The sequence below is a fragment of the Syntrophotalea acetylenivorans genome (genome assembly GCF_001887775.1).
GTDB classification, from domain to species: Bacteria; Desulfobacterota; Desulfuromonadia; order Desulfuromonadales; family Syntrophotaleaceae; genus Syntrophotalea_A; species Syntrophotalea_A acetylenivorans.
Map to the genome: position 1 here is coordinate 3,112,908 of NZ_CP015519.1, position 24,139 is coordinate 3,137,046.

At 55.9% G+C, this 24,139-nt stretch carries 19 protein-coding genes; all 19 read left to right on the forward strand.

The genetic code is table 11. The annotated features are described in order from the left end of the window. Positions 1 to 86: 86 nt before the first annotated feature. The 19 genes from ftsL to A7E78_RS14395 all read left to right on the forward strand — a co-directional run bounded on the left by ftsL (position 87) and on the right by A7E78_RS14395 (position 23,874). Positions 87 to 407, forward strand: a complete 321-nt coding sequence (gene ftsL, locus A7E78_RS14300; protein ID WP_072284894.1) for a cell division protein FtsL — start codon at positions 87 to 89, stop codon at positions 405 to 407. Next, positions 404 to 2,374, forward strand: a complete 1,971-nt coding sequence (locus tag A7E78_RS14305) for a penicillin-binding protein (RefSeq protein WP_072284895.1) — start codon at positions 404 to 406, stop codon at positions 2,372 to 2,374. Before ftsL ends, A7E78_RS14305 begins: the two co-directional genes overlap by 4 nt. Positions 2,375 to 2,404: 30 nt before the next feature. Then, on the forward strand, positions 2,405 to 3,940 hold the full coding sequence (locus A7E78_RS14310) for a UDP-N-acetylmuramoyl-L-alanyl-D-glutamate--2,6-diaminopimelate ligase (RefSeq protein ID WP_235606761.1): 1,536 nt from the start codon (positions 2,405 to 2,407) through the stop codon (positions 3,938 to 3,940). Next, a complete protein-coding gene (locus A7E78_RS14315; protein WP_072284896.1) occupies positions 3,930 to 5,321 on the forward strand; it encodes a UDP-N-acetylmuramoyl-tripeptide--D-alanyl-D-alanine ligase in 1,392 nt (463 codons plus the stop codon). The genes A7E78_RS14310 and A7E78_RS14315 overlap by 11 nt, the downstream gene beginning before the upstream one ends. A gap of 68 nt (positions 5,322 to 5,389) precedes the next feature. Then, entirely contained in the window at positions 5,390 to 6,466 is a 1,077-nt protein-coding gene (mraY, locus tag A7E78_RS14320; RefSeq protein ID WP_072284897.1) for a phospho-N-acetylmuramoyl-pentapeptide-transferase, read from the forward strand. 57 nt (positions 6,467 to 6,523) lie between these two features. Next, the gene (gene murD, locus A7E78_RS14325) at positions 6,524 to 7,879 is read left to right on the forward strand and encodes a UDP-N-acetylmuramoyl-L-alanine--D-glutamate ligase (protein ID WP_072284898.1); all 1,356 of its coding nucleotides are present in this window, start codon (positions 6,524 to 6,526) and stop codon (positions 7,877 to 7,879) included. A gap of 3 nt (positions 7,880 to 7,882) precedes the next feature. Then, positions 7,883 to 8,989 (forward strand): putative lipid II flippase FtsW, encoded by a 1,107-nt coding sequence (gene ftsW, locus A7E78_RS14330; RefSeq protein WP_072284899.1) that lies wholly within the window; start codon positions 7,883 to 7,885, stop codon positions 8,987 to 8,989. Continuing rightward, positions 8,986 to 10,068, forward strand: a complete 1,083-nt coding sequence (gene murG / locus A7E78_RS14335) for an undecaprenyldiphospho-muramoylpentapeptide beta-N-acetylglucosaminyltransferase (protein WP_072284900.1) — start codon at positions 8,986 to 8,988, stop codon at positions 10,066 to 10,068. Before ftsW ends, murG begins: the two co-directional genes overlap by 4 nt. Before the next feature lie 24 nt (positions 10,069 to 10,092). Continuing rightward, positions 10,093 to 11,475: a UDP-N-acetylmuramate--L-alanine ligase gene (gene murC / locus A7E78_RS14340; RefSeq protein WP_072284901.1), complete on the forward strand. Its 1,383-nt coding sequence runs from the start codon at positions 10,093 to 10,095 to the stop codon at positions 11,473 to 11,475. Next, the gene (gene murB / locus A7E78_RS14345) at positions 11,468 to 12,370 is read left to right on the forward strand and encodes a UDP-N-acetylmuramate dehydrogenase (protein WP_072284902.1); all 903 of its coding nucleotides are present in this window, start codon (positions 11,468 to 11,470) and stop codon (positions 12,368 to 12,370) included. The genes murC and murB overlap by 8 nt, the downstream gene beginning before the upstream one ends. Positions 12,371 to 12,566: 196 nt before the next feature. Further along, a complete protein-coding gene (locus A7E78_RS14350; protein ID WP_072284903.1) occupies positions 12,567 to 13,493 on the forward strand; it encodes a D-alanine--D-alanine ligase in 927 nt (308 codons plus the stop codon). A gap of 8 nt (positions 13,494 to 13,501) precedes the next feature. Further along, complete coding sequence (locus tag A7E78_RS14355) at positions 13,502 to 14,338, forward strand: cell division protein FtsQ/DivIB (RefSeq protein ID WP_072284904.1); 837 nt, start codon at positions 13,502 to 13,504, stop codon at positions 14,336 to 14,338. 23 nt (positions 14,339 to 14,361) lie between these two features. Then, complete coding sequence (gene ftsA / locus A7E78_RS14360) at positions 14,362 to 15,591, forward strand: cell division protein FtsA (RefSeq protein ID WP_072284905.1); 1,230 nt, start codon at positions 14,362 to 14,364, stop codon at positions 15,589 to 15,591. A 97-nt stretch (positions 15,592 to 15,688) separates the two neighbouring features. After that, the gene (gene ftsZ / locus A7E78_RS14365; protein ID WP_072284906.1) at positions 15,689 to 16,834 is read left to right on the forward strand and encodes a cell division protein FtsZ; all 1,146 of its coding nucleotides are present in this window, start codon (positions 15,689 to 15,691) and stop codon (positions 16,832 to 16,834) included. A gap of 292 nt (positions 16,835 to 17,126) precedes the next feature. Next, entirely contained in the window at positions 17,127 to 18,869 is a 1,743-nt protein-coding gene (locus A7E78_RS14370; RefSeq protein WP_072284907.1) for a radical SAM protein, read from the forward strand. Between the two features lie 113 nt (positions 18,870 to 18,982). Beyond that, the gene (gene tpx / locus A7E78_RS14375) at positions 18,983 to 19,501 is read left to right on the forward strand and encodes a thiol peroxidase (RefSeq protein ID WP_072284908.1); all 519 of its coding nucleotides are present in this window, start codon (positions 18,983 to 18,985) and stop codon (positions 19,499 to 19,501) included. A 734-nt stretch (positions 19,502 to 20,235) separates the two neighbouring features. Next, the gene (locus A7E78_RS14875; RefSeq protein WP_083553162.1) at positions 20,236 to 22,155 is read left to right on the forward strand and encodes a ligand-gated ion channel; all 1,920 of its coding nucleotides are present in this window, start codon (positions 20,236 to 20,238) and stop codon (positions 22,153 to 22,155) included. A gap of 417 nt (positions 22,156 to 22,572) precedes the next feature. After that, positions 22,573 to 23,136, forward strand: a complete 564-nt coding sequence (locus A7E78_RS14390) for a lipid-binding SYLF domain-containing protein (RefSeq protein WP_072284910.1) — start codon at positions 22,573 to 22,575, stop codon at positions 23,134 to 23,136. Positions 23,137 to 23,634: 498 nt separating this feature from the next. Continuing rightward, positions 23,635 to 23,874 (forward strand): hexameric tyrosine-coordinated heme protein, encoded by a 240-nt coding sequence (locus A7E78_RS14395; protein ID WP_072285186.1) that lies wholly within the window; start codon positions 23,635 to 23,637, stop codon positions 23,872 to 23,874. Positions 23,875 to 24,139: the final 265 nt, after the last annotated feature.

The window sequence follows — 24,139 nt, forward strand, 5'->3', positions numbered from 1 at the left end:
GCCGAAAAAAAACATTTTTTCAGGCCGATTCCGAGAAGGCCGCCTGCGGGTTTTGCTCGGCAATGTAAAGATACAGGAGGGATGTCATGGCGCATACTATCGTTCGGCCGGTTCCCAAGGTTAATCTGATTCCGCTGCAGCCCCCGAGGCTGTTGCGGGTTTTTGTGTTTTTGGCCATCTTGCTTACCGTTTCTTTGTTTTTCGTCTGGTCTCGCCTGCAGTTGCTCAATTTGCAGTACGATATCTCCAAGGACGAATCTCGGCTGCGGGAGGCCAATCGCCAAGTGCGGCGTCTGCGGGTACAGAAGGCTACTCTGCGTCATCCCGGGCGGATCGAGGATGTGGCCAAAAAACAGCTCGCTTTACGCAACCCGACTCCTGAACAGGTGGTGTACATCAACCGATGAAGCATTCGAATCGCTGGCATAACTGGCGGATCAAACTGATCGGGCTGGGATTCATCCTGGCTTTCGGTCTGATCGGTTACCGTGCACTGAGCTTGCAGGTTCTTGACCATGAGTTGTTTGAAAAGCGTGCCCAGCGTCAGTATCAGCGAATCGTGCAGCTGCCTCGCCAGCGAGGCACCATCTATGATCGTAACGGCCAGGAATTGGCTCTGAGTACCGCAGTCGACTCGGTTTATGTCGAACCCCATCGGATTCAGGACATACCCGGCACGGCGAAAGCTTTAGCACGTGTCTTGTCTCTGTCGCAACGTCGCCTGTTAGCCAATCTGAGCAAAGAACGACGCTTTTTGTGGGTTAAGCGGCAGGTGTCGCCCAGGGAAAGTGAAAGCCTGCGGGCTCTGAAGCTCAAAGGGGTTGGATTCATCAAGGAGCACCGCCGCTACTATCCCAATTCTCAACTCGGCGCGCAGGTTATCGGGTTTACCGGGCTCGACCCAAAAGGGCTTGAAGGGCTGGAGTTGCAGTACGATTCCCAGATGCTCGGCGAGCGGGGATTTTTGGTGGTCGAAAAGGACGGCAAGGGCAAAAGTCTCGGTTTCGGCGATCATGATGCCTCGGTGCAGGGAGGGAACCCTGGACACAGTCTGAGGTTGACCCTCGATAAAAACTTGCAGTATATCGCCGAAAAAGAATTGGCCGCCGGGGTGCGTAAGGCACAGGCCACGGCCGGTACGGTGGTGGTTCTCGATCCGGAAACAGGAAAAGTGTTGGCCATGGCCAGCTATCCGGATTATAACCCCAATTCCTATCGCAGCAGCCGACCCAGTCAGTGGCGAAATCGAGCAGTATGCGACGCCTTCGAACCCGGTTCGACCATGAAACCCTTTTTGGTGGCAGCGGCACTCAACGAAGGACTGGTCAGCCCGCAACAGAAAATCGATTGTGAAAACGGGCTCTATCGCGTTGGCGGACGGAAGGTGCGTGACACCCATCGCTACGGGCGATTGACTGTTAACGACATCATCAAGCTCAGTTCCAATATCGGTTCAGCCAAGATCGGCAAAAAGCTGGAAAGGGATCGCTTCTACCGTTATCTACGGGACTTCGGTTTTGGTGATCGGTCGGGCATTGATTTTCCCGGTGAATCAAAAGGCTTATTGCGGCGTCCCGAGAAATGGTTCGAAGCGGATCTGGCGAATATCTCTTTTGGCCAGGGAATAGCGGTAACCGCTTTGCAACTGGCTCGGGCCACGGCAGCCATTGCCAACGGCGGCTTGCTGATGGAAGCGAACTTGGTGGAACAGGTTATGGACAGCCAGGGGGCCATCGTGGAGAAGTACAAGCCCCGAACGGTGCATCGGGTAATGTCTGAAGCGGTAGCACAACAGGTTCGGGACATGATGGTCAGCGTGGTTTCCGAGGATGGCACCGGTCCTCTGGCGCAGGTTCCGGGATTTACCGTGGCAGGTAAAACCGGTACGGCTCAGAAGGTCGATCCGGTGACCGGCGGCTATTCGGCGGATAAACGGGTAGCCTCCTTCGTCGGTTTTTTGCCTGCAGAGGCACCAAAGCTGGTGATACTGGTGGTTGTCGATGAACCGCAGGGGCAGACTTACGGTGGGCTGGTGGCAGCTCCGGTATTCTCTAGAATCGCTGAACAATCGTTGCGCCACCTGGGGGTGTCGCCAACGGAACCGGTAAAACAATCGGCACTGCCAGAGATCGTTTTTCAAGACCCTTTTCCTGCGGCCTTGACCAGTTTGGCGGATGTCCGTGCCAAGGGGGACTTGCCTATCATGCCCGATTGTGTTGGCATGAGCAGTCGTCAGGTGTTGCAAACGATGGAACGGGCCGGGCTTAATATCAAGCTTAAGGGCAGCGGTCGGGTCGTGGAACAGAACCCGGCGCCCCACAGGGCCATTCAATACGGAAGCGAAGTTTGGGTCAGGCTGGCACCACCGGCCTAGTAATCATCTTTAATCGTACTTGGCGGGGACATGACAACAGGTCATTCCATAAATATTTCCACGCTGGTTAAAAAGCTGACGCCGCGCGCGATCATCGGTCCGGCCAATGGGGAAATATCCGCCCTTCACTACAATTCCCGTCAAGTGGTTCCCGGGAGCACTTTTTTTGCCTTGCGCGGTGTTGCTGCTGATGGACATCGGTTCATCGACGATGCGTTGCAGCGTGGTGCTAAGGCAATTGTGTATGAGACAGAAAGACCCCTGCCCCCGCAGGTAACGGGAATCCTGGTCGATGATGCCCGTCAGGCGTTAGCTTTGGCTTCCGCCTGTTATTACGACGATCCTACAAAGGATATGTTGGTAATCGGCATTACCGGAACCAACGGTAAGACGACCGTCAGTTACCTTCTGGAAACTCTTTTGAGCAGTGCAGGCCGGCGTCCGGCTGTTATCGGTACGGTCAATTATCGTTTCGAGGGACAGTTGCTGGCGTCGACCCACACCACACCGGAATCGTTGGATTTACAAGAGTTGGCGGCCCGTTTTCACCGGGCCGGAGCCGATACTCTGATCCTGGAGGTATCGTCTCACGCCTTGGAGCAACGGCGGGTCGACGGTATCGCCTTTGATTTGGGCATCTTTACCAACCTGACGCCGGAACACCTAGATTATCATGGCGATCTGGAAACTTATTTTCAGGCCAAGTGCCGACTTTTTACCGGTCTTGGCTCCCGGGGACCGCGTCAAGCGATCATCGATATCGACGACTCTTATGGCCAGCGGCTGGCGAAGCAATGCCAGGGCTTATGGAGCTGTGGGCTGAGTCAAGAAGCCGACGTGCATCCTACCGTCAGCGATATTTCGCTGGAAGGGATCAAGGCAAGTATCGCCAGTCCTGCAGGTGATTTTGAATTGTGTTCGGCGCTACGGGGTGAATTCAATCTCAGTAACCTACTCTGCGCTTCTGCAGCCGGCCTGGCCCTTGGTCTTGCTCCGGCAAAGGTGGCTGAAGGATTAGCTGAGGCCACCGCAGTCCCCGGCCGCCTCGAGCCGGTAGAGAACGCTCTTGGCGCTCTGATTCTGGTCGACTATGCCCACACTGCCGATGCTTTGGACAAGGCGCTTGCGGCCGTTACCGACCTGAAGCCCGATCGCATCATCACCCTGTTTGGCTGTGGCGGCGACCGGGACCGCAGTAAGCGGCCGGTGATGGGAGAGGTGGCAGCCCGTCATTCCGCTCTGGTCGTGGTGACTTCGGACAATCCCCGTACCGAGGACCCCGGAGCCATCATCGACGATATCCGGCTGGGACTGGAGCGAGTTTTTAAAGGACAGTGGTCCCAACAGCAGGCAGCAGAAAAAGGCTGCGGGGGTTATGTGGTGATCGTCGATCGGCGTGCGGCTATCGATTTTGCCGTCAGCCAGTTGGGCAAGGGAGATCTACTGTTGGTGGCCGGCAAAGGACACGAGGACTATCAGCTGATCGGCAATCAGCGGTTGCATTTCGATGACCGCGAGGAGTTGCGACGAGCGTTGCAAGAACGGGAGGGCTGCCATGGAGCTTGATTTCCAGCGCATTGTACAGATTACCGCCGGCAGCCTGACTCCGAGCAGGGCACAGGGCAGTGTCAGCGGTATCTCTACCGATAGTCGCAGTACCCAGCCCGGAGACCTGTTCATACCGTTGCGGGGTCCCAACTTCGATGGCCACGATTTTCTTTTGCGTGCGGCTCGTAATGGCGCCGTGGCCTGTCTCAGCGAAGAGGTTATCTCCGGCTTCCCCGTACCGATTATTCGGGTCAAGGATACCCTGCGAGCCCTTGGTGATCTGGCGGCCGCCCGCCGTCAGTCCTTCGCCGGACCGGTGGTGGCCGTGACCGGATCCTCGGGCAAGACCTCAACCAAGGAGATGCTCGGGGCCATTCTCGGTTTGACCGGGGCGGGTCTTATTACCCCGGGTAACTTTAATAACCTGGTGGGCCTGCCCCAGACCATTTTTACCCTGCGTGAGGAACACCGTTGGGCGGTTTTGGAAATGGGCATGAGCGCCCTCGGGGAAATTGCCCGTCTGGCAGAGATAGCCCAACCACAGATCGGCGTTATCACTAATATCGGCGCCGCGCACCTGGAAACTCTGCGCGGCCTGGACGGCGTGGCCCGGGCCAAGGGCGAACTCTTCGCCGCTTTGCCACCGGAGGGGACGGCTGTGATCAACGCCGATGATGAGCGGGTTCTTGCCCTGCCGGTGGCCAACGGCGTACGGCGGTTACTGTTCGGCTGTTGCGAATCGGCGACAGTGCGAGCCGAAAATATCGAACTCTGGGAAAGAGGGGTACGCTTTTGTCTGCAGCTTCCTGACGGCAGCTATCCGGTTCAATTGCATGCCTGGGGGCGCTTTAACGTACACAATGCACTGGCGGCGGCGGCGGTGGCCCACACCTTGCAAATTGACGCCACGCTGATTGTCCGCGGCCTGGAGCTGTTTCGGCCTTGCGCCGGGCGCATGGAAGTCATCACGTTGGCGGATAATGTGCTGTTGCTCGAAGACTGCTACAATGCCAACCCTCTGGCGGTAAAGGCCGCTTTGGGAACTCTGGCTGAACTGCCGGGGAAAGGCCGCAACATCGCTGTGTTAGGGGATATGTTGGAACTCGGTGAGGCCGCGGCTCAACTGCATCGGGAGGTAGGTCAGGTGGCTGCCGGTTGCGCCGACGAAATTCTGCTGCTGGGCGAATTGTCGAAGGAAACGGCTGCTGCCGCCCGTCACGCAGGGATGAAAAAGGGGCGGGTCACGGTGGCTGCCGACCATAAGGACCTGACCGAGCAATTGCTGCAGATTGTACAACCGGGAGATCGGGTGCTGGTCAAGGGATCCCGGGGCATGGCCATGGAAAAAATTTGTAACGCTCTCAAAGCTTGCCATCCCCAGCAAGCGGTAGGGCACTAAGCAACACCTCTGGTATGAACGGACCGCCGTTTGGCGGCGCTTGAATTGATATTAGGAGACCCCCTCGAATGTTGTATCATTTGCTTTATCCGTTACATAGCGAATACTCCGTATTCTATATTTTTCGCTATATAACTTTTCGCACCATCTACGCAACCATCACGGCCCTGGTGATCTCCTTTATCCTTGGTCCCTGGTTGATTGACAAACTGTCTCGTTTGCAGATAGGCCAGAGTATCCGCAAGGTCGGTCCCGAGTCCCACTTCAAAAAGGAAGGGACGCCGACCATGGGCGGCACCCTGATACTGCTGGCCATTGTGTTGCCGACCTTGTTGTGGACCGATCTGAGCAATGTCTACGTCTGGGTTACCCTGCTGGTCACTATCGGCTTTGGTGTGGTCGGCTTTTTCGACGATTACCGCAAGGTCAGGAGCAAGAGCAGCGACGGCCTCTCGGCCAGGCAGAAGATGCTATCCCTGACGCTGCTGGCGACGACAGCCGGCATCATCCTGTATCTCTACCCCCCCTTTCAGACGACTCTTGCGGTACCCTTTTTCAAGGGTTTACTGCCTGATTTGGGAGTGTTTTACATCCCCTTTGCGGTGTTGGTCATCGTTGGTGCGAGCAACGCCGTCAATTTAACGGACGGCCTCGACGGCCTAGCCATCGGCCCGACCATCATCGCATCCGGCACCTATCTGTTGTTTGCCTACCTGGCAGGTAACGCCCGTTTGTCGAGCTATTTACAGATCAGTTCAGTGCAGGGAGCTGGTGAGTTGGCCGTGTTGTGCGGAGCCATGGTCGGTGCCGGGCTGGGGTTCCTCTGGTTCAATACCTATCCGGCCCAGGTGTTCATGGGGGATGTCGGCAGCCTGTCCCTCGGTGGGGCGCTGGGCACTATCGCCGTGATTACCAAGCAGGAGATCGTGTTGGTCATCGTCGGCGGAATCTTTGTTGTAGAGGCCCTGTCGGTGATCTTTCAAGTTACGTCTTTCCGGCTTTACGGCCGACGGATCTTTCGCATGGCGCCTCTGCATCATCATTTTGAACTCAAGGGGTGGGCGGAGCCGAAGATTATCGTTCGGTTCTGGATCATCAGCATCATTCTGGCTTTGGTCGCCCTGTCGACCCTGAAGCTGAGGTAGATATAGAAATTTACTGTGGATTGAAAACGATCGGTTTTGGGTTTGTAACGAGGTAGCATGGCAGCATACGATGGACAACAGGTAGTGGTGGTAGGAGCTGGCCGGACAGGGCTGGCGCTGACGGCGTTTTTCTTAGGCCGTGGCGCTCGCGTGGTTCTGTCCGATAGCCGCAGTGCCGCCGACCGTCCAGAGTTGGCCGCCCTGGCGGCCCGGGGAGTCACCCTGGATTGCGGCGGCCACAACCCGGAACTGTTCGTCGCTGCCGACCTGATAGCCATCAGCCCCGGGGTGCCCTTGACTTTGCCGGCAATTGTCGCCGCGAGGCAGCAGGGGGTACCGGTGCTGGGCGAGATCGAAATTGCCTGTCGCGAGCTGACCGCGCCCCTGGTGGCTGTTACCGGTACCAACGGAAAATCGACCACAACCTGCCTGTTGGGAGAAGTCTTTCATTCCTGGGGCAAGAAGAGTTTCGTTGGCGGCAACCTCGGTACCCCTCTCATCGAAGCGGTGGATGAGCAGTGGGACTGGTTGCTGGCGGAGCTCTCTTCCTTCCAGCTTGAAGCGATCGATACCTTTCGCCCCCGATACGGCTTGCTTCTCAATCTCAGCCCCGATCATCTCGACCGCTATCCCGATATGGCCGCCTACCTAGCCGCTAAGCAGCAGCTGTTTCTTAACATGGCCGATGGCGATGTGGCGGTACTTAACGGCGATGACCCTCAGGTGTTGGCTCTGGCCGAGTCAGCGCCCTGTCGCAAGGTGCTGTTTTCCTCCAGCAGTCAGCTCGATGAAGGCATGAGTCTGGTCGGGGGAGAACTGGTGTGGCGCTGGGCCGGTCAAGAAACCCGATTTTCTGCCGGTCAGTTGCAGTTGTGCGGCAGCCATAATCTGGAAAACGTGATGGCTGCCCTGATTCCCCCCTTGCTGGAGGGGTGCCCGGCAGAGATCGCCTGGGCGGCCGTGTGTGCCTTTGGCGGCCTGGAGCATCGCATGGTGCGGGTAAGGGAACTGGACGGCGTGGTCTGGTACAACGATTCCAAGGGGACCAATGTCGGCAGTGTGGTCAAGAGCCTGGCCGGATTGGAAGCACCGGTGACTTTGATCGCCGGAGGACGGGATAAGGGTGGCGATTACGCTCCCCTGGCCGAAGCAGCAGCCGGCAAAGTCGCCTTGTCCATTCTTATTGGCGAAGCGGCGGAACGCCTGGAAAAGTCCTTCCAGGGCAAAGTTATCACTCAGCGTGCAGCCACCCTGGAAGAGGCAGTGCTTCTTGCGCATCAAATGACTCCCTGCGGTGGTTCGGTATTGCTTTCCCCGGCCTGTTCTAGTTTCGATATGTTCAGCTCATATACCGAACGGGGCGAGGCCTTCGTTAAAGCGGTCAACCAGTTGCCTGCGAAAGGGGAGGGTTGAGCCATGACCTTGCAACGGGGCTACGATCATACCATCCTGGTGCTGGCGGTGGCGTTGACCTGTTTCGGCCTGGTTATGGTCTATTCATCTTCTTCGGTGATGGCGGTGGGGAAATATCAGGACGGGTTTCATTTTCTCAAGCGCCAGGGGATCTTTGCCCTGGCCGGTCTTGTTCTGCTGGCCGGGTTTATGCGTTTTGATTACCACCGGTGGCGCAAACTGGCGGTTCCGGGGCTGATTTGCAGCGCTCTCGCCCTGATTCTGGTATTGGTGCCCGGTGTCGGGGCCCAGGTCAACGGTGCCTGTCGGTGGATTCGGTTGCCAGGGTTCAATTTTCAGCCGGCCGAAGCGGTAAAACTGGCGATGGTCGTTTACGTCGCTCATTCCCTGGCCAAGAAACAGGATAAGGTCAAGACCTTTAAACTCGGCATTCTGCCCTATATGATCGTGCTATCGCTGTTGCTCGGCTTGTTACTGCTGCAGCCCGATCTTGGCAGCGCCTTGACTCTGGCGATCGTCGCCGGGTTGATGTTGCTGGCTGCCGGAACACGCATCAGTCACCTGCTCTATATTGTCCTGCTTTCACTGCCTTTTCTTTACTATGCAGTATGGCACGTAGCCTACCGGCGGCGGCGGATCATGGCCTTCCTCGATCCCTGGCAAGATCCGACGGACACGGGTTTTCAGATTATTCAGAGCCTGATTGCTTTTGGTACTGGCGGTTTTTTCGGCAACGGTCTGGGCGAAGGAAAGCAGAAACTCTATTATTTGCCCGAAGCCCACACCGATTTCATCTTTTCGGTGGTCGGCGAAGAACTTGGCTTTGCCGGTGTGCTGGTAATTACCGCCATGTTTCTGATGTTGGTGCTGCGGGGCTTGCGCACTGCCCTGCAGGCACCGGATGATTTTGGCCGGCACCTGGCCTTCGGTATTACGACCCTGCTTGGGTTGGAGGCCTTTATCAATATCGCCGTGGTCATGGGTCTGTTGCCGACGAAGGGACTGGCGCTGCCCTTTGTTTCCTACGGGGGCACCAGCTTGTTGGTGACCATGGTGGCGGTGGGCATATTGCTGAATGTTTCCAGCCAGACCAAGGAGGGGACGCCATGAAATTATTATTGGCGGGGGGCGGCACTGGCGGTCATCTTTTCCCGGCCGTGGCCTTGGCTCAAAAATTACTGGCTAGCGACGCCGAAGCTCAGGTGTTGTTTGTCGGCACCAAACGGGGTATCGAAGCGCGGGTTCTGCCGGAACTTGGCCTGCCACTGGAAACGGTCAACATCCGCGGTCTGGTCGGACAGGGTGTCTGGGGCAAACTGCGGCTTGTGCCGCAACTGGCAAATAGTATTCGCCAGGCGTCGCGCATCCTTGACCGCTTTAAACCCGATGTGGTACTCGGGGTGGGCGGTTATGCCTCAGGACCGGCTTTGTTGGCGGCTCGTTTAAAAGGCATCCCTTGTGTGATTCATGAACAGAATGCCTGGCCGGGACTGACCAACCGGTTGCTGGCTCGTTGGGCCGAGAGGGTCTGCCTGTCCTTCAGCGAGGCGGATCGGGCCTTTAATCGCGGACGCACCATATTGACCGGTAATCCGCTGCGCAACGGTATGGAAGATTGCCCTCCCTTGCCGTCGAATGAGCTGACCCTGCTGGTATTCGGTGGCAGTCGTGGTGCACGGGCCATTAACCGGGCGATGGTCGGTGCCTTGCCCCATCTCGAAGAATTTCGGGGTCGTTTGCGGATTCAACATCAGACCGGGGCTGCCGATCTGCAAGAGACACAGGAAGGCTACAGTCAGGCTGGTTGGGATGACGCCGAGGTGGTGCCCTTTATTAACGACATGGCCGCGGCCTATGCGAAAGCCCACCTGGTGATCTGCCGGGCCGGGGCGACCACTCTCGCCGAGCTGACCGTCTGCGGCCGGCCCTCAATTTTGATTCCCTATCCCTTTGCGGCCGCCGATCATCAGACCGCCAATGCACGCATGTTGAGCAGTAAGGGGGCGGGGTTGATGTTGCCTCAGTCGGAAATGACCAGCGACTGTCTGGCGCGAATGGTCAGCGACCTGTTGCAGGACCGGTCACGATTGAACTCAATGGCCGGTGTGGCCCGATCCCTGGCCAAGCGGGGAGCCGCCGAGCTGATTTTGGATGAATGCCGCCGCCTTGCCGAAGCTGCGCAACGGTAGCGTTAAGAAAAGAATAGGTAATTTATGTACGGTAAAATTCGCAAAATACATTTTGTGGGCATCGGTGGAATCGGCATGAGCGGTATTGCGGAAGTCCTGCTCAATCTCGGCTACCGGGTCTCCGGTTCCGATTTGCGGGAATCTGAAATTACCTGCCGGCTGATCGAGCTGGGTGGCGAAATCTGCTACGGCCATTCTGCGGAGAACTTGCAGGAAGTCGATGTGGTGGTGACATCGACGGCGGTCAAAGCCGATAACCCTGAAGTTCTGGAAGCCCATCGCCTGTTGGTGCCGGTTATTCCCAGGGCCGAGATGTTGGCTGAGTTGATGCGCATGAAATACGGTATTGCCGTGGCGGGCACCCACGGTAAAACGACCACTACCAGCATGGTGGCCACCGTCCTGTCCCACGGCGGCATTGATCCTACGGTCGTCATCGGAGGCCGCCTCGACTCCATCGGTTCCAACGCCAAACTCGGTCAGGGTAAATTCCTGGTCGCCGAGGCGGACGAATCGGACGGTTCCTTCATGAAACTGTCCCCGACCATTGCGGTGGTTACCAATGTCGATGCCGATCATCTCGATTTTTATCGGGACCTGGACCAGATCAAGGAGACCTTCAGCGAGTTTATCAATAAGGTTCCCTTTTTCGGTGTGGCAGTATTGTGCCTCGACGATGCAAATATTCAGAGTATGATTCCGCAGGTGCAAAAGCGCTTCGTCACCTACGGTCTATCCACCCAGGCCGATTTCAACGCGATCGATATCGAGCACCGGGAGGAACGGACCTCTTTTACCGTTTGCTATCAGGGAGAGCGTCTGGGGCGCCTGTCCATGCGCATGCCGGGGCAGCATAACGTGCTCAACGCTCTGGCGGCCGTAGCTGTAGCTCGCGAGCTGGAGATCCCCTTCGCCACCATCGCCGAGGCTTTTCATGATTTTTGCGGGGTGCAGCGCCGCTTCCAGTGCAAGTATCAGCGGAACGATATCATGGTGGTCGACGATTACGGACACCATCCCGCCGAGGTCCGCGTCACGCTGGCGGCAGCCCGGGCCGGTTGGGACCGTCGGGTGGTAGCGGTTTTTCAACCCCATCGTCACAGCCGCACGGCGGCACTGTTTGACGACTTTGTGACCGCCTTCTACCAGGCAGATCACCTGGTGGTGATGGACATCTATGCCGCCGGGGAAGAGGCCATAGAAGGTGTCAGCGCTCAGCGCTTGGCAGAAGAAATTCATGGTCATGGCCATAAAGAGGTTCATTACGTCGCCACGGCTGAAGAGGTGGCGGCCCATCTGCAAAGTACGGTACAGGAGGGTGACCTGGTTATTACCCTCGGCGCCGGCAATGTCTGGCAGGTAGGCGAAAGTCTGATCGAGTATCTGCGACGGGATGACAGTGTCTGAGTCCATTGTAAAAGAGCTACGCGCCGCCCTTCGTGGCGATGTGCTGACCTCCGAGCCGATGAGTCGCCATACCACCTGGCGCATCGGCGGCCCGGCCGATCTCTTTGTGCAGCCGCAAGATCGGGACGATCTGCTGACTGCTTTGAAAATTTTGCAGCAAGCGCAGTTGCCCTGGCAGGTCATCGGCAACGGCAGCAACATGCTGGTGGGCGATGGCGGTATCCGCGGCGCAGTTATCCATATGGGCCGACTCGATCGCTACGATTTTTCTGCAGCACCACTGGTTACCGCCGAAGGCGGGCTACGCCTCATGACCCTGGTCCGAGAAGCCTGCAAATCAGGACTTGGCGGACTGGAGCAGTTGGCCGGCATTCCCGGCACCCTGGGTGGCTCGGTAGCGATGAATGCCGGTGCGGGGCAGCAGGATCTCGGCCGGTTGGTGCGCACGGTGGTGCTCGCCGGCGCCGATGGCGAGGAACAATGGACTGCCGAGCAACTGCGTTTTGCTTACCGCAGCACCAATCTTCCCGCCGGACGGGTGGTGGTTGCCGTCCAGCTCAAGTTGGTAAGTGCCGAAGCCGAGTCTCTGCAAGAGGAAGTAAAACAACGGTTATTGCAGCGACGCCGTTCGCAGGGGGTCGGTCGGCCCAACGCAGGATCGGTTTTTAAAAATCCTCCGGGAGAACAAGCCTGGAAACTCATCGACCGGGCCGGTATGCGGGGCGCTGTCGTTGGCGGAGCCCGGGTTTCAGAGCGGCACAGCAATTTTATCGTCAATGGCGGATCGGCCAGAGCTGCCGACGTGCTGACGCTGATGGAGCAGATACAGGATCGGGTCTACCGGCAAAGCGGCATCAACCTGGAGCCAGAGGTTCGCATTGTCGGTGAACTATGATGGCGTCGCAAAAAGTCCGCCCTACGGCGTTACGGTAGTTTTTCAGGACCTCGACATACTATGAGGTATGCCTTCGCCCCTGAAAAACCACCGGGCCTTGTAGGACGAAAATTTTGCTTAGCTATCTGTGAAGGTGTCAACTAATAAAACGTTAAATCGAGCTGCCGGTTACGGCAGCGGAAAGCGATAGATAGGAATGATCGGCGACACTCCGAGAGAAAAACCGATAGCGGTACTGATGGGTGGCCTTTCGGCGGAAAGGGACGTGTCCCTGCGGACTGGCGAAGCAGTTCTTCAATCCCTGAAAAGGTTGGGCTATGCCGCTTTTGCTATCGACGCCGGTCGCGATCTGCCGAGTCGCTTGACCTGGCAGCAGGCTTCAAAGGTCTTTATCGCTTTGCACGGGCGTTACGGTGAGGACGGTACGGTTCAGGGCCTGCTGGAAATCATGCAACTGCCTTACACGGGCAGCGGGGTGCTGGCGTCGAGCATGGCCATGGACAAGGTTGTGACCAAGAAGTTGCTGGTCTATCATAACCAGCCGACCCCGGCTTTTGTCGAATGTACGGCTGCCGATCTTGTGCAAGGCCCGTTGGCCGAATGCCCGCCACTGCCAGTAGTGGTCAAGCCGGCCCGGGAAGGTTCGACAATCGGTATCAGCCTGGTGCGCAAAGAAGAAGAACTTCAGCCCGCATTGGAAGAAGCCTTGCGCCATGACGAATTGGTGTTGGTTGAACAATTTATCGCCGGCCGGGAAGTGACGGTCGGTGTGCTCGACGGTGAAGCCTTGCCGATAATCGAGGTGGTGCCCGAAGGTGGGTTTTATGATTATCAAGCCAAGTACACCGCAGGCCGCACCGAATATCTGTTGCCGGCGCCGTTGGAATCGGAACTCTATGCCAATCTGCAACAAGCCGCGGTAGAGGTCTTCAATATTCTGGGGTGTTCCGGCGCAGCCCGCATCGATTTTATGATTCGCGACGATAAATTCTTTTGTCTCGAAGCCAATACCATTCCCGGCATGACCGAAACCAGCTTGCTGCCGAAGGCCGCCGCTGCCGCCGGCATTTCCTTCGATCAGTTGGTCGAACGGATTCTGGCGGGAGCCGGAATCAATAAATAGGGGATAGCGTGCGAAGCCTCAAACAGCCCAGGTCGGTTCGTAGAAACCGGCTGAAAAAACAGAAAAAGCCCTTGCCCTGGAAACAACTGCTGGCCCGCTTGTTCAGGGTCACGGTCTTCTGTGGCAGTGCGGCCTTTCTTCTGTTCGGCGCGGTGCTGATTGGAAGGCTGCTGCTGGTCTCCGGCTACTTCGCAGTGACATCTGTGCGTGTCGAGAATAGCCAGCGCCTCAAGCAGGAGGAAGTATTGGCTCTGTCGGATATCGAACAGGGCAGCAATATTTTCGACCTCGACCTCAATATGATCGGCGCCAAGATCGAAGAAAACCCCTGGGTCGCCAGTGCACGAGTGGAACGGGTTTTTCCTAATGAAGTGACGATTCGTATCCAAGAGCGACAGCCTCAAGCCATTGTTCGCCTCGGATACCTCTATTATGTTGATATTGACGGTGAAATCTTTAAAATGCTTGATGCTGGCGACCGTCTCGATTACCCTCTGATATCCGGGATCGATCGGCAGTTGCTGTTGGATAACCCGGAACAGGCTCGTGAGTTGCTTCTGGGGGCTTTGGGGCTGCTGGATGAACTTTCGGAGCGCCGGGTATTCAGTCTGGATCAGGTGTCGGAACTGAGGGTTACGGCACAGGAGGGTATTACCCTCTATACTTATCGGGGCGGAGTGCCGGTGCGTTTCGGTCATAACGGTTATAGCACTAAACTCGATCGCCTGGAGCGCATCTATCGTGAGTTGCGGCCCCGGCTCGCTTCCATCGATTATATCGATCTGAATGTTGTCGAACGCGTTATTGTCAAGCTCGAGAGCCATCGCAATCGCGGCCGGGGCTAAGTTACCAAGGGGGAAGGCACACCATGAGCAATCACAAGGAGAACCTGATCGTCGGGCTCGATATCGGTACGACCAAAATCTGTGCGATCGTCGGCAATCTGACCGACGAGGGGCTTGATATTGTCGGCATCGGTACAAGCCCTTCCCGGGGGCTGCGAAAAGGTGTGGTAATTAATATCGAGAGCACCGTCGAGTCGATTCATAAGGCTCTGCAGGAAGCGGAGCTGATGGCCGGCTGCGAAATCAAGTCGGTCTTTGCCGGTATCGCCGGCGGGCATATCAAAGGATTTAATTCCCAGGGCGTGATCGCGATTAAAAACCGCGAGGTCACCAAGGAAGATATCGACCGGGTCATCGATGCGGCCAAAGCTTTGGCCATCCCTATGGACCGGGAAGTGATTCATGTGCTGCCACAGGAATTTATCATCGATGATCAGGACGGCATCAAGGAGCCCCTCGGAATGAGCGGTGTGCGCCTTGAGGCCAAAGTCCATATCGTCACCGGCGCGGTGGCCAGTGCACAGAATATCGTCAAGAGTTGCAATCGGGCCAACGTCAACGTAGCCGATATCGTTCTTGAGCAGTTGGCCTCCTCCGAGTCGGTGTTGTCCGCCGACGAAAAGGAGCTCGGGGTCGCCATGGTCGATATCGGCGGCGGTACCACCGATATTGCCATTTACCTCGATGGTGCCATCAAACACACCTCGGTATTGTCCCTGGGCGGCAACCATCTGACCAACGATATCGCTGTCGGCCTGCGGACCCCCATGGCCGAAGCGGAAAAGATCAAACAGCAGTACGGTTGTTGCTTGACCTCCATGGTGGGCAAGGATGAAAGCATCGAAGTGCCTTCCGTGGGCGGTCGTGAACCGCGGGTCCTTTCGCGCCAACTGCTGGCAGAGATTCTCGAACCCCGGGTGGAAGAAATCTTCACCCTGGTCAATCGGGAGATCATTCGCAGCGGTTACGAAGATTTTATCGCCTCCGGCGTGGTGATCACCGGCGGTACCTCGATTCTGCCGGGAATGCCGGAAATGGCCGAGCAGATTTTCAACTTGCCGGTTCGGCGTGGTGTGCCCCAGGGGATCGGCGGCCTGACCGACGTGGTCAATTCACCCATATACGCTACCGGTGTCGGCCTGGTCAAATACGGCAGCCGCAACCTCAAGGCCCACAAGTTCATGATCGGCCAGGACAATGTATTCGATAAAGTAGTGCGGCGCATGAAGGAATGGCTGCACGAATTCTTTTGATAAGAACAAGGTTTTTGCGAGTGCAGTAAGTTTGTAACATCAACAGACGCTGAAGGTTACGGAGAAACATTCGGCGTCCGCAGAGAGGGAGGGAGTCATGTTTGAATTTGACGAAAGTATCGATCAGACGGCCCAAATCAAGGTAATCGGCGTCGGCGGTGGTGGCGGAAATGCAGTCAACACCATGATCATGTCGCATCTCGATGGGGTGGAGTTTGTCTGCGCCAATACCGATGCACAGGCCCTGCGTAATAGCCAGGCGCCTCTGAAATTGCAGCTCGGTGCCAAACTCACAAAGGGCCTCGGAGCCGGGGCCAACCCGGAAATGGGCCGCGAAGCGGCTTTGGAAGATCGAGCGCGGCTGGCTGAAACTCTCGATGGGGCTGATATGGTCTTTATCGCTGCCGGTCTCGGCGGCGGTACCGGCACCGGCGCCGCTCCGGTTATCGCCGAAGTTGCTAAGGAACTCGGTGCTCTGACCGTCGGTGTAGTCACCAAGCCCTTTACCCGCGAGGGCAAGCAGCGACTGAAAAAAGCCCAGTTGGGCATCGACCGCCTCAAAGAAGTTGTCGATTCCTTGATCGTTATTCCCAACGACCGGCTGCTCGGACTGTCGGGCAAGAACACCAGCATCCTCGATGCCTTTCGCCCCTCGGATGACGTGCTGCGACAGGCCGTGCAGGGTATCTCTGACCTGATTACCACCAGCGGTCTGATCAACGTCGACTTTGCGGATGTCAAAGCGATTATGAGCGAACGGGGCATGGCCATGATGGGCATCGGCATCGCCGAGGGTGAGCGCCGGGCCAGCGAAGCCGCTCAACAGGCCATCAGCAGCCCGCTGCTGGAGGAGATCGATATCTCCGGCGCCAAAGGGGTGTTGGTTAACATCTCCGGTTCGTCGAGCATGACCATGGAAGAATTCGACGAGGCTAGCAGTATTATTCACGAAAAGGTCCACGAAGACGCCAACATTATCATTGGTCTGGTGATCAACGAGGAGCTCGGCGATACCATCAAGATTACCGCCATCGCCACCGGTTTCGGTGCTTCCTTCGAAAAGGGCAAGCGCAATGTGGAAGAGTTGCAGAATCGCATCAATCTGACTACCGACAAGGTCGACCGCGATCTGCCGACCTTTATTCGTGAGCGCCAGAAGGATGCGCCCCGTGGCTTGCGGACAACCTCCAGCGAAGACCACGAGTACGATATTCCGACCTTTTTGCGTAAGCGGGTCGACTAGCTCAACCTCCATTTAATTTGTTTGTTGCCGGCCGAAGGCTGTTATTCTGTGGTGGCAAGACTCCGCTTGTCCGCTGTAGTTGGGCTTTGAGGCCCTATGCAGCTGTGCCGGTGCCGGCTATATAGACTGGTGTTTTCACCCGTCATGCAATGAAGTGACGACTCCCTCGTCCCCGGGGACCGCCTATGCGGTCCCCTTTTCTTTATTTTCTGGGCGGGCATTTGCTACTATAAGGTGTATCTATTGCCCCGTTGGCCAAAAGCCAGCCTTGCCGATCTAACCTGGAACCTCTATGTCTCGCAGACTTTTAGAAAACGCACGCAGGCGGCTTGCCGCTGAGGAGGGACCTGCTCCTCATTCCTGGGGCGGCCGTCTGAGTGTGGCTCTGGTCTATCCCAATACCTACCATCAGGCTATGAGCAACCTCGGCTTTCAATGGGTGCACCATGCCCTGAACCGTCGGCCCGATTGTCTTTGCGAACGCTTCTTTCTGCCGGATGCCGCTGATCTGGCCGAACATAGAAAGACCGGTTTTAGTCTCTTTTCTCTCGAGTCAGCACGGCCCCTAAGCGATTTTGACCTGATCGCCTTTTCCATCTCTTTTGAGAACGATTATCTGCATCTGCCGATTCTTTTCGATCTGGCCCGAATCCCTCTGTGGGCTGTCGAACGGGGTGATGATTTTCCCCTGGTGATGTGCGGCGGGGTCTGCGCTTTTCTCAACCCCGAGCCACTGGCGGAGATCATGGATTTGTTCGCCGTCGGCGAAGGAGAGAAAATCCTGCCCGATTTGCTCGATACCCTGCAGGGAGGCTGCGGCGACCGAGAGATATTGCTGGATAAACTATGCCGGAAACCCGGCATCTATGTTCCTTCCCGTTATTCCATCGAGTACCATGAGGACGGGACCCTGGCGGCTTATGAATCTATCCCGCCTGCTCCCGAACATGTCCGACGCCAATGGCTGGGACGCCTTGACGAATCCCAGAGTCGAACATTCATCCATACCGATGACACGGAATTCGGCGACATGTCTCTGGTGGAGATCTCCCGCGGATGCGGTCGCGGGTGCCGTTTCTGCGCGGCGGGGTATATTTATCTGCCGCCCCGGGAACGAAGCGCCGCTGCCCTGACGGGCCAGTTTGCCGAGGGGCTTTGCCATCGCCAGAAACTCGGCCTGGTCAGTGCGGCTGTCTCCGATCACAGTGCCATCGCCGATTTAGAGCATCAGATTCAGCAGGCAGGTGGCCAGATTTCCGTGTCTAGTTTGCGCATCGATTCTCTTACGGCAGGTGAGGTTGCGGCTCTAAAAGAGTCGGGGCATCGCACCGTGGCGCTGGCACCAGAGGCCGGCAGTCAAAGGCTGAGAAATTTCATTAATAAGGGGTTCGACGAAGAGCAGATCCTTGCTGCGGTGCAATTAGTGGTCGAGGGCGGCATTCCCAACCTCAAACTCTATTTTCTGCTCGGCCTTCCCACCGAATGTGAAGCCGATCTCGCCGAGCTGTTGTCTCTGACGGAAAAGATTCGCAGCCTCTGGTTGGCCGAAGGGAAAAAGCGCGGCCGCCTCGGACAATTGACCCTGTCTGTCAATCCCTTTATCCCTAAGCCCTTCACTCCGTTGCAGTGGGCTGCCATGGCTTCCCAAGCGGATTTGAAAAAGCGCTTTCGTAAAATTCGCGCTGCCATAGGCCGGTTGCCCAACACCGAGGTGATTTTCGAATCATTGCGTGGCGCCGAACTGCAGGCCTTTCTGGCCCGGGGCGACCGACGCACTGGGCGCACTCTGCCCTCCCTGGCTGCGGGAGATAATTTGCGTAAGGCCTGTAAACAGGCCGGGCTCGATGCGGGTTTCTATGTCACTCGCGAACGGGGTGCCGAAGAACTTTTCCCCTGGGAGGTCATCGACAGCGGCGTTGACCGCCACTATCTCTGGCAGGAGTATCTAAGGGCGGCAGAAGGGCAACTGACATCCCCTTGTGTATCGGGTTGTCAGCGTTGCGGTATCTGCAAGAAAGACCCGAACCCTGCTTGACAGAGCCGGTTAGGGCGGTTAAATTTGAATTCTGACCAGAAGAATCATATTAACGTTCAGTCGGCTTCAACATCCGGGTCGGCTCCCGCATTTTATCCCCAAGGAGGAAGACCATGACCAAGGAACGTACCGGCATAGTTACCATCCACGGCAACCCCCTGACCCTGCTCGGCCCCGAGATATCCGTTGGCGATCAAGCTCCTCCTTTTACCGTGGTCGATAATGATCTCAAGCCCGTGACCCTCAACGACTCCAAAGGCAGGGTACGTTTGATTACGGTGGTCCCGTCTCTGGATACGCCGGTATGCGACACCATGATCCGCCGTTTTAACGAAGAGGCCGCAGGTTTGTCGGACGACCTTGTGGTTTACACGATCAGCGTCGATCTTCCCTTTGCCCAAAAACGCTGGTGCGGTGCCGCCGGTGTCGAGGGTGTGCAAACTCTGTCCGATTATCAGGAGCTTGATTTCGGCCTGCACTACGGTCTGCTGACCAAGGAGCTCAAGCTGCTGGCTCGGGCGGTGCTGGTGATCAATCGCGCCGGTAAGATCGTCTATTACCAACTGGTCAATGAAGTCGTCGATGAGCCCGATTATGCTGCGGCGCTGGAAGCAGTAAAGAAGCTGCTCTAGCAGGCCCGACAACAGCTGAAGAACTCTGTTTAAGGCATTTATAGAGCCCCCTGGTCGTAATCGATCGGGGGCTCTGCAGTTTTTCGGGAAAATTAAGACGCGATCGAATCATTTTGATGCTCTCGGTATTGGCGACATTTCTCTTTTGAGTTCTCCGGCTTGTTCTCTCTCCTTGCTTGAAGAGGTTTTTGGTCAATTAAATCCGCAAGGTCATGCCGCAGGAGAGATATGCTCTTTACGGACCGGTGGGGTGTTGATAAGGAGCAAATTGGCTGTGCCGAGCTTGAACCAGAGCAAAATCCAGGTAGCATTCTAAATAGATACAAAAGTCTCTGGGCAGTTCTGCGCCGCATGGGGACATCATCAAACCCGTGGCCTTGCAGACGGTTTCCAGCTCAGTAAGGCTGGCTTTCGGTTTCACGATGTGCCGCATCACCCTCTCTGAAATGTAAGTTTACTCAGGTCCAAAAACCGTTGGGAGCTCTGCCGTAACCGTCTCAGTTGTCCAATAAAGGTGCACACCAGAGGATCGGCACTTAGGTCACCAGCCAAAGTTAGCTGGAGAAAGAACAGTGTGAATGGACCGCCGACCCTCTTGTCAGCCGGGTCACTTCACGGGAAAATCAAACGGCACAAGATCACGGCAAGGAACATTTGCAAGCACAAACGAGATCAAAGAAAGAGCCATTGGGCGCTTAGAATAATGGAAGAGAGAACCGGGAGGAGGGCAGGTGATGGGCGTTAGCCTAATGGTCAGATTGCAGAGGCTGAGATCGCGCCGAAGTGTGCAGACTCTACTATTGCGGTCTCTGCTCTGGCTTGCTTTGGTGGCGTATTTTCTGGTTCCTCAGCCGGTCAGGGCGGCTCGTGCCGCCGTCCAGGAAATAATCGGCCGTGTCGAAACGGGTGAGCGGCTTGTCTACACCTTGCCTGATTTAAAAAAGGGCCAGACACTCTATGCTTATGCTCAAGGCATCTCGGATAGCCTTGATCCCTTCCTGGTGCTGGTCCGGCCCGGCACCGACATCAGCGCTTTGCGCCAAGCCTTTAGCGTTGAGTTGGAGAAGACCATTGCCGCCGGGGGGGATCCGCTGGTCATGATTCCCGAATTTGCCGATCGTTACAATCTTGCGTGGGATGATGACAGCGCCCCTGGCTACGGTGCGAAACTGGAATTTCGCATCCCGCAAAACGGAACTTATGTTTTGCAACTGCGCAGCGCCATAGCCCGGGAAACCTTCGGTGGTTTTCGTCTGCTGCTGGGGCTCGACGCCCCGGCCGTGCTCGGTGGCGAGGCTCGCTCGACCGGGGCGCGGATTGCCCTGCTGAATCGAACCGCCAGCAGCGGCCTTGCTCCGGTTCAGGAAACCAAGGTGACGATCAGCGCTGAGCGGCCGTCCACCTACCTGTTCCTGAATGGCGTTAAGGCCGGAGAAACCCTCTACCTTTACTTTGCGGGCCCCCCGAACAAGCCTCTGCCGACCTTCACCCTGCATGATTACGGCGACAAACCGGTGCGCAACAGCCAGCCCGGCGAACGACCCGGCATCGCACTGTTGGAGTATACCTTTCCCGCCGCCGCCGAAAACTACCTGCTGCGCTTCAAGGGACAGATCAGCGAGGATACTTTGGCCGAAGGCAGTTTCCGCCTGCTGGCGGGTCTTGATGAACCGGCTGTCTTGACCGGCAATGTCGCGTCAGGCGGCAGAGCGCTCCTGAAACAGCCTGTGCCGGTGCAGGTCGGTCTGCGCCTGCAGCAGATCACCAGCGTCGACCAAAAGGCAGAGAACTTTGGCGTAGTGGCCACCCTGCAGATGCGCTGGCACGATCCGGCCCTGGCCTTCAGTCCCGATCGCTGCCAGTGTCCCTTTAAGCTGTTTCGCGACGAAGCCTTCGCCAAATTCGCCTCGGAGTCCCATATCCCCTGGCCGGAATTCACCATCTTCAACCAGCAGGGCAAACGCTGGGTACAGAATCGCTACGTGGTGGTCTTTCCGGAGGGCAACGCCGTCTACCTGGAGCGATTCTCCACCACCCTGCAAGCCCCCGACTTCAACTTTCGCCGTTTTCCCTTCGACCAACAGCAGTTCGCTATTCGCATCGACAATCTCTACCCCGAAGAATTCTTCGTGTTTCAACCTCTGGAGGAATTTAACCAGGTAGGCATGAAACTGGGCGAAGAGGAATGGGTGGTGGTCGATTCGACCGCCAGCGTCACAAGCGACCTGTCCAGTTCCTTGCGGCCGGTATCCCGGTTTAATTTCCAGTTCAAGGCCAAGCGGCATCTCACCTACTATATCTTTCGCATTTTTCTGCCGTTGTTCGTGATTATCGCCGTTTCCTGGATTATCTTCTTTTCCAAGGATTACGCCAAACGGGTCGACGTTGCTGGCACCAACCTGCTGATTTTTGTCGCCTTCAACTTCACAGTTTCCGGCGATCTGCCACGCCTCGGTTATCTTACCTTCATGGACTCGATTATCGTTTCAGGTTTTCTGGTAACCAGCCTGGTGTTGGTTTTCAACGTCATCATTCGGCGCCTGGAACTGACCGGTATGATCAAATGGGTACAGAAAGTTGATCAGTACATGCTGTGGATCTATCCGCTCTTTTACCTGGCGGCGGTGCTGATCGTCACCCTGGCTTTTGACTGATTTTCCGCTTTAACTATGCTGCGCAGAATTCACAAGCGATGACCCGGGTATGCGTTTACTTTTATCCGTTGTCTGCTAGCCTTGAATTTGTATGCCGGTACTAATAGAAAAAATAGAACTACTTGTATCAAATCAGAAGAGGTGAGAGGAGAAACCCTGTTCGTTCGTGTTCTACTCAAAATATCGGTAAGTGTACCTGATTGACGGCAGAGAGATTAGTCACCAAACGACATCTTTTCGCCCCTGCGCTTATTGGATGGGTCATAAAGGGAAGGACTGTTTTGTAGGTTGGTAGGTGTTTGTTGCCTCACAGGGAAAGCCATGATTCATCGGTTGCCAGGTGGTAGAGGTGATTTGGTTGAGTTTTGCCGCCTTGCTTGCAACATATGCTCAGAGTTTTTTTGAAAGGAGTTCGCAATGAAATCCATTCATTTTTCTCCGTCATGCATTGTCTGGTTGGTCCTGTTGCTGATTATCGGTTTTGGACGGCAGGCAGTCTATGCCGATTCTGCGGCCGAGATTGACCAAAAGGTCAAGGTGGGGTTGGCGGATCTTTACGCGGGTTCGCCGACGGCACTGGAATTTTCCAAAGTCGCCAAGGGAATCCTGGTGTTTCCGGATGTGGTGAAGGCCGGCCTGGTGATCGGCGGACAATTTGGCGAGGGGGCCCTGCTGGTGGATGGTGCGACCGTCGGCTATTACAACACCGTTGCGGCCTCCTATGGTCTGCAGGTCGGAGCCCAGTCTTTCGGTTACGCCATGTTCCTGATGACCGACGAAGCCTTGAGCTATTTGCAAAAAAGCAGTGGTTGGGAGGTCGGCGTAGGACCCACCATCGTAGTGGTGGATAAGGGAAAGGCGGGCAGTTTGACCACCTCGACCGCTAAGGAAGATATCTACGCCTTCTTCTTTGATCAGAAAGGACTGATGGCAGGTCTTGGGCTACAAGGTTCGAAGATCAGCAAGATAACCCCGGATTGATAACAAGTACCTTGCGCAAGTATTGGAGTCGTCATTCACCGCTGGCAGCACTGTAACGGTTTGTTTATGGGAACTAGATTATAAAAATCACAAACCTGTTAATGGTGTTTTTGTACAGATTTTTGGCAACTGCTCTGGCGCCTCCGGCCGGGGCCATATCACCCAAGATGATGGCCACGATGGCCTACTAAATTTACAGCACTATACGAACTGAACTAACTCATAGGATGGCTAAAAAAAAATTCGTCTTATTAATGCTTGGTGTTTTTCAAGGGCGAAGGCATACATCTCGTATGTCGAGGTCCTGAAAAAATGCCGTAACGCCGTAGAGCGGACCTTTTGCAACGCCATCAAATATGGTCTGGCAGAGTGAGGCCTATCTTTTTCTTGAAAGGAGAAACAAAAATGAAGCAAACCTTGATGGTCGCATGTGTTTCGATTTTTTTGTTCATGGCGGTTTCGTTATCCTTTGCAGATTCGCATGAAATGAAGAAGGAAATGGCCAAAGTTGCAAAACCTCTCTCCCTGATTACCGAAACGCCACAGCAAGGATTTGACCTGGCTGTTAAATTAGCCCGCATCGGAGTTAAAACGACCCAGCCAGACAAAGAGGTTTTGTTTAAATTGCGTGAAATTTATGCCAATGATGCCGATTCGCTCATTGCCTGCTCGCAGGTGATCGCCATTCACTTCCAAACAGTTGCGGCTGCGAATAATTATTGGAGAGGGAGTAAGTAGATAGAGGTGTCTTTGGGGTGGTTTCTTTGGGGGCGAACCAAGGTAAATGCCTGGGCTTTAATTATTAATAGACATGACAGGCCTTGTTTTTATCGGTAAAAATGAGCCTCTAAGAATTGTGAGAACGAACTGACAATCTTTACAGAACTGAATTTGGGCATCAAGTTGGCTATTTATGCCCAAATTACAGCAATTTCCTTGATGCTTTGCTCATAGATTCAATGGGTTAGCTTGGTCCGAACCCAAGATTCAGACCCGGCGGTTT

Excerpts from the sequence above, each read along its gene's own strand:
- ftsL (WP_072284894.1), top strand. The coding sequence starts at position 87 with ATGGCGCATACTATCGTTCGGCCGGTTCCCAAGGTTAATCTGATTCCG.
- A7E78_RS14305 (WP_072284895.1), top strand. The coding sequence starts at position 404 with ATGAAGCATTCGAATCGCTGGCATAACTGGCGGATCAAACTGATCGGG.
- A7E78_RS14310 (WP_235606761.1), top strand. The coding sequence starts at position 2,405 with ATGACAACAGGTCATTCCATAAATATTTCCACGCTGGTTAAAAAGCTG.
- A7E78_RS14315 (WP_072284896.1), top strand. The coding sequence starts at position 3,930 with ATGGAGCTTGATTTCCAGCGCATTGTACAGATTACCGCCGGCAGCCTG.
- mraY (WP_072284897.1), top strand. The coding sequence starts at position 5,390 with ATGTTGTATCATTTGCTTTATCCGTTACATAGCGAATACTCCGTATTC.
- murD (WP_072284898.1), top strand. The coding sequence starts at position 6,524 with ATGGCAGCATACGATGGACAACAGGTAGTGGTGGTAGGAGCTGGCCGG.
- ftsW (WP_072284899.1), top strand. The coding sequence starts at position 7,883 with ATGACCTTGCAACGGGGCTACGATCATACCATCCTGGTGCTGGCGGTG.
- murG (WP_072284900.1), top strand. The coding sequence starts at position 8,986 with ATGAAATTATTATTGGCGGGGGGCGGCACTGGCGGTCATCTTTTCCCG.
- murC (WP_072284901.1), top strand. The coding sequence starts at position 10,093 with ATGTACGGTAAAATTCGCAAAATACATTTTGTGGGCATCGGTGGAATC.
- A7E78_RS14350 (WP_072284903.1), top strand. The coding sequence starts at position 12,567 with ATGATCGGCGACACTCCGAGAGAAAAACCGATAGCGGTACTGATGGGT.
- ftsA (WP_072284905.1), top strand. The coding sequence starts at position 14,362 with ATGAGCAATCACAAGGAGAACCTGATCGTCGGGCTCGATATCGGTACG.
- ftsZ (WP_072284906.1), top strand. The coding sequence starts at position 15,689 with ATGTTTGAATTTGACGAAAGTATCGATCAGACGGCCCAAATCAAGGTA.
- A7E78_RS14370 (WP_072284907.1), top strand. The coding sequence starts at position 17,127 with ATGTCTCGCAGACTTTTAGAAAACGCACGCAGGCGGCTTGCCGCTGAG.
- tpx (WP_072284908.1), top strand. The coding sequence starts at position 18,983 with ATGACCAAGGAACGTACCGGCATAGTTACCATCCACGGCAACCCCCTG.
- A7E78_RS14875 (WP_083553162.1), top strand. The coding sequence starts at position 20,236 with ATGGGCGTTAGCCTAATGGTCAGATTGCAGAGGCTGAGATCGCGCCGA.
- A7E78_RS14390 (WP_072284910.1), top strand. The coding sequence starts at position 22,573 with ATGAAATCCATTCATTTTTCTCCGTCATGCATTGTCTGGTTGGTCCTG.
- A7E78_RS14395 (WP_072285186.1), top strand. The coding sequence starts at position 23,635 with ATGGCCAAAGTTGCAAAACCTCTCTCCCTGATTACCGAAACGCCACAG.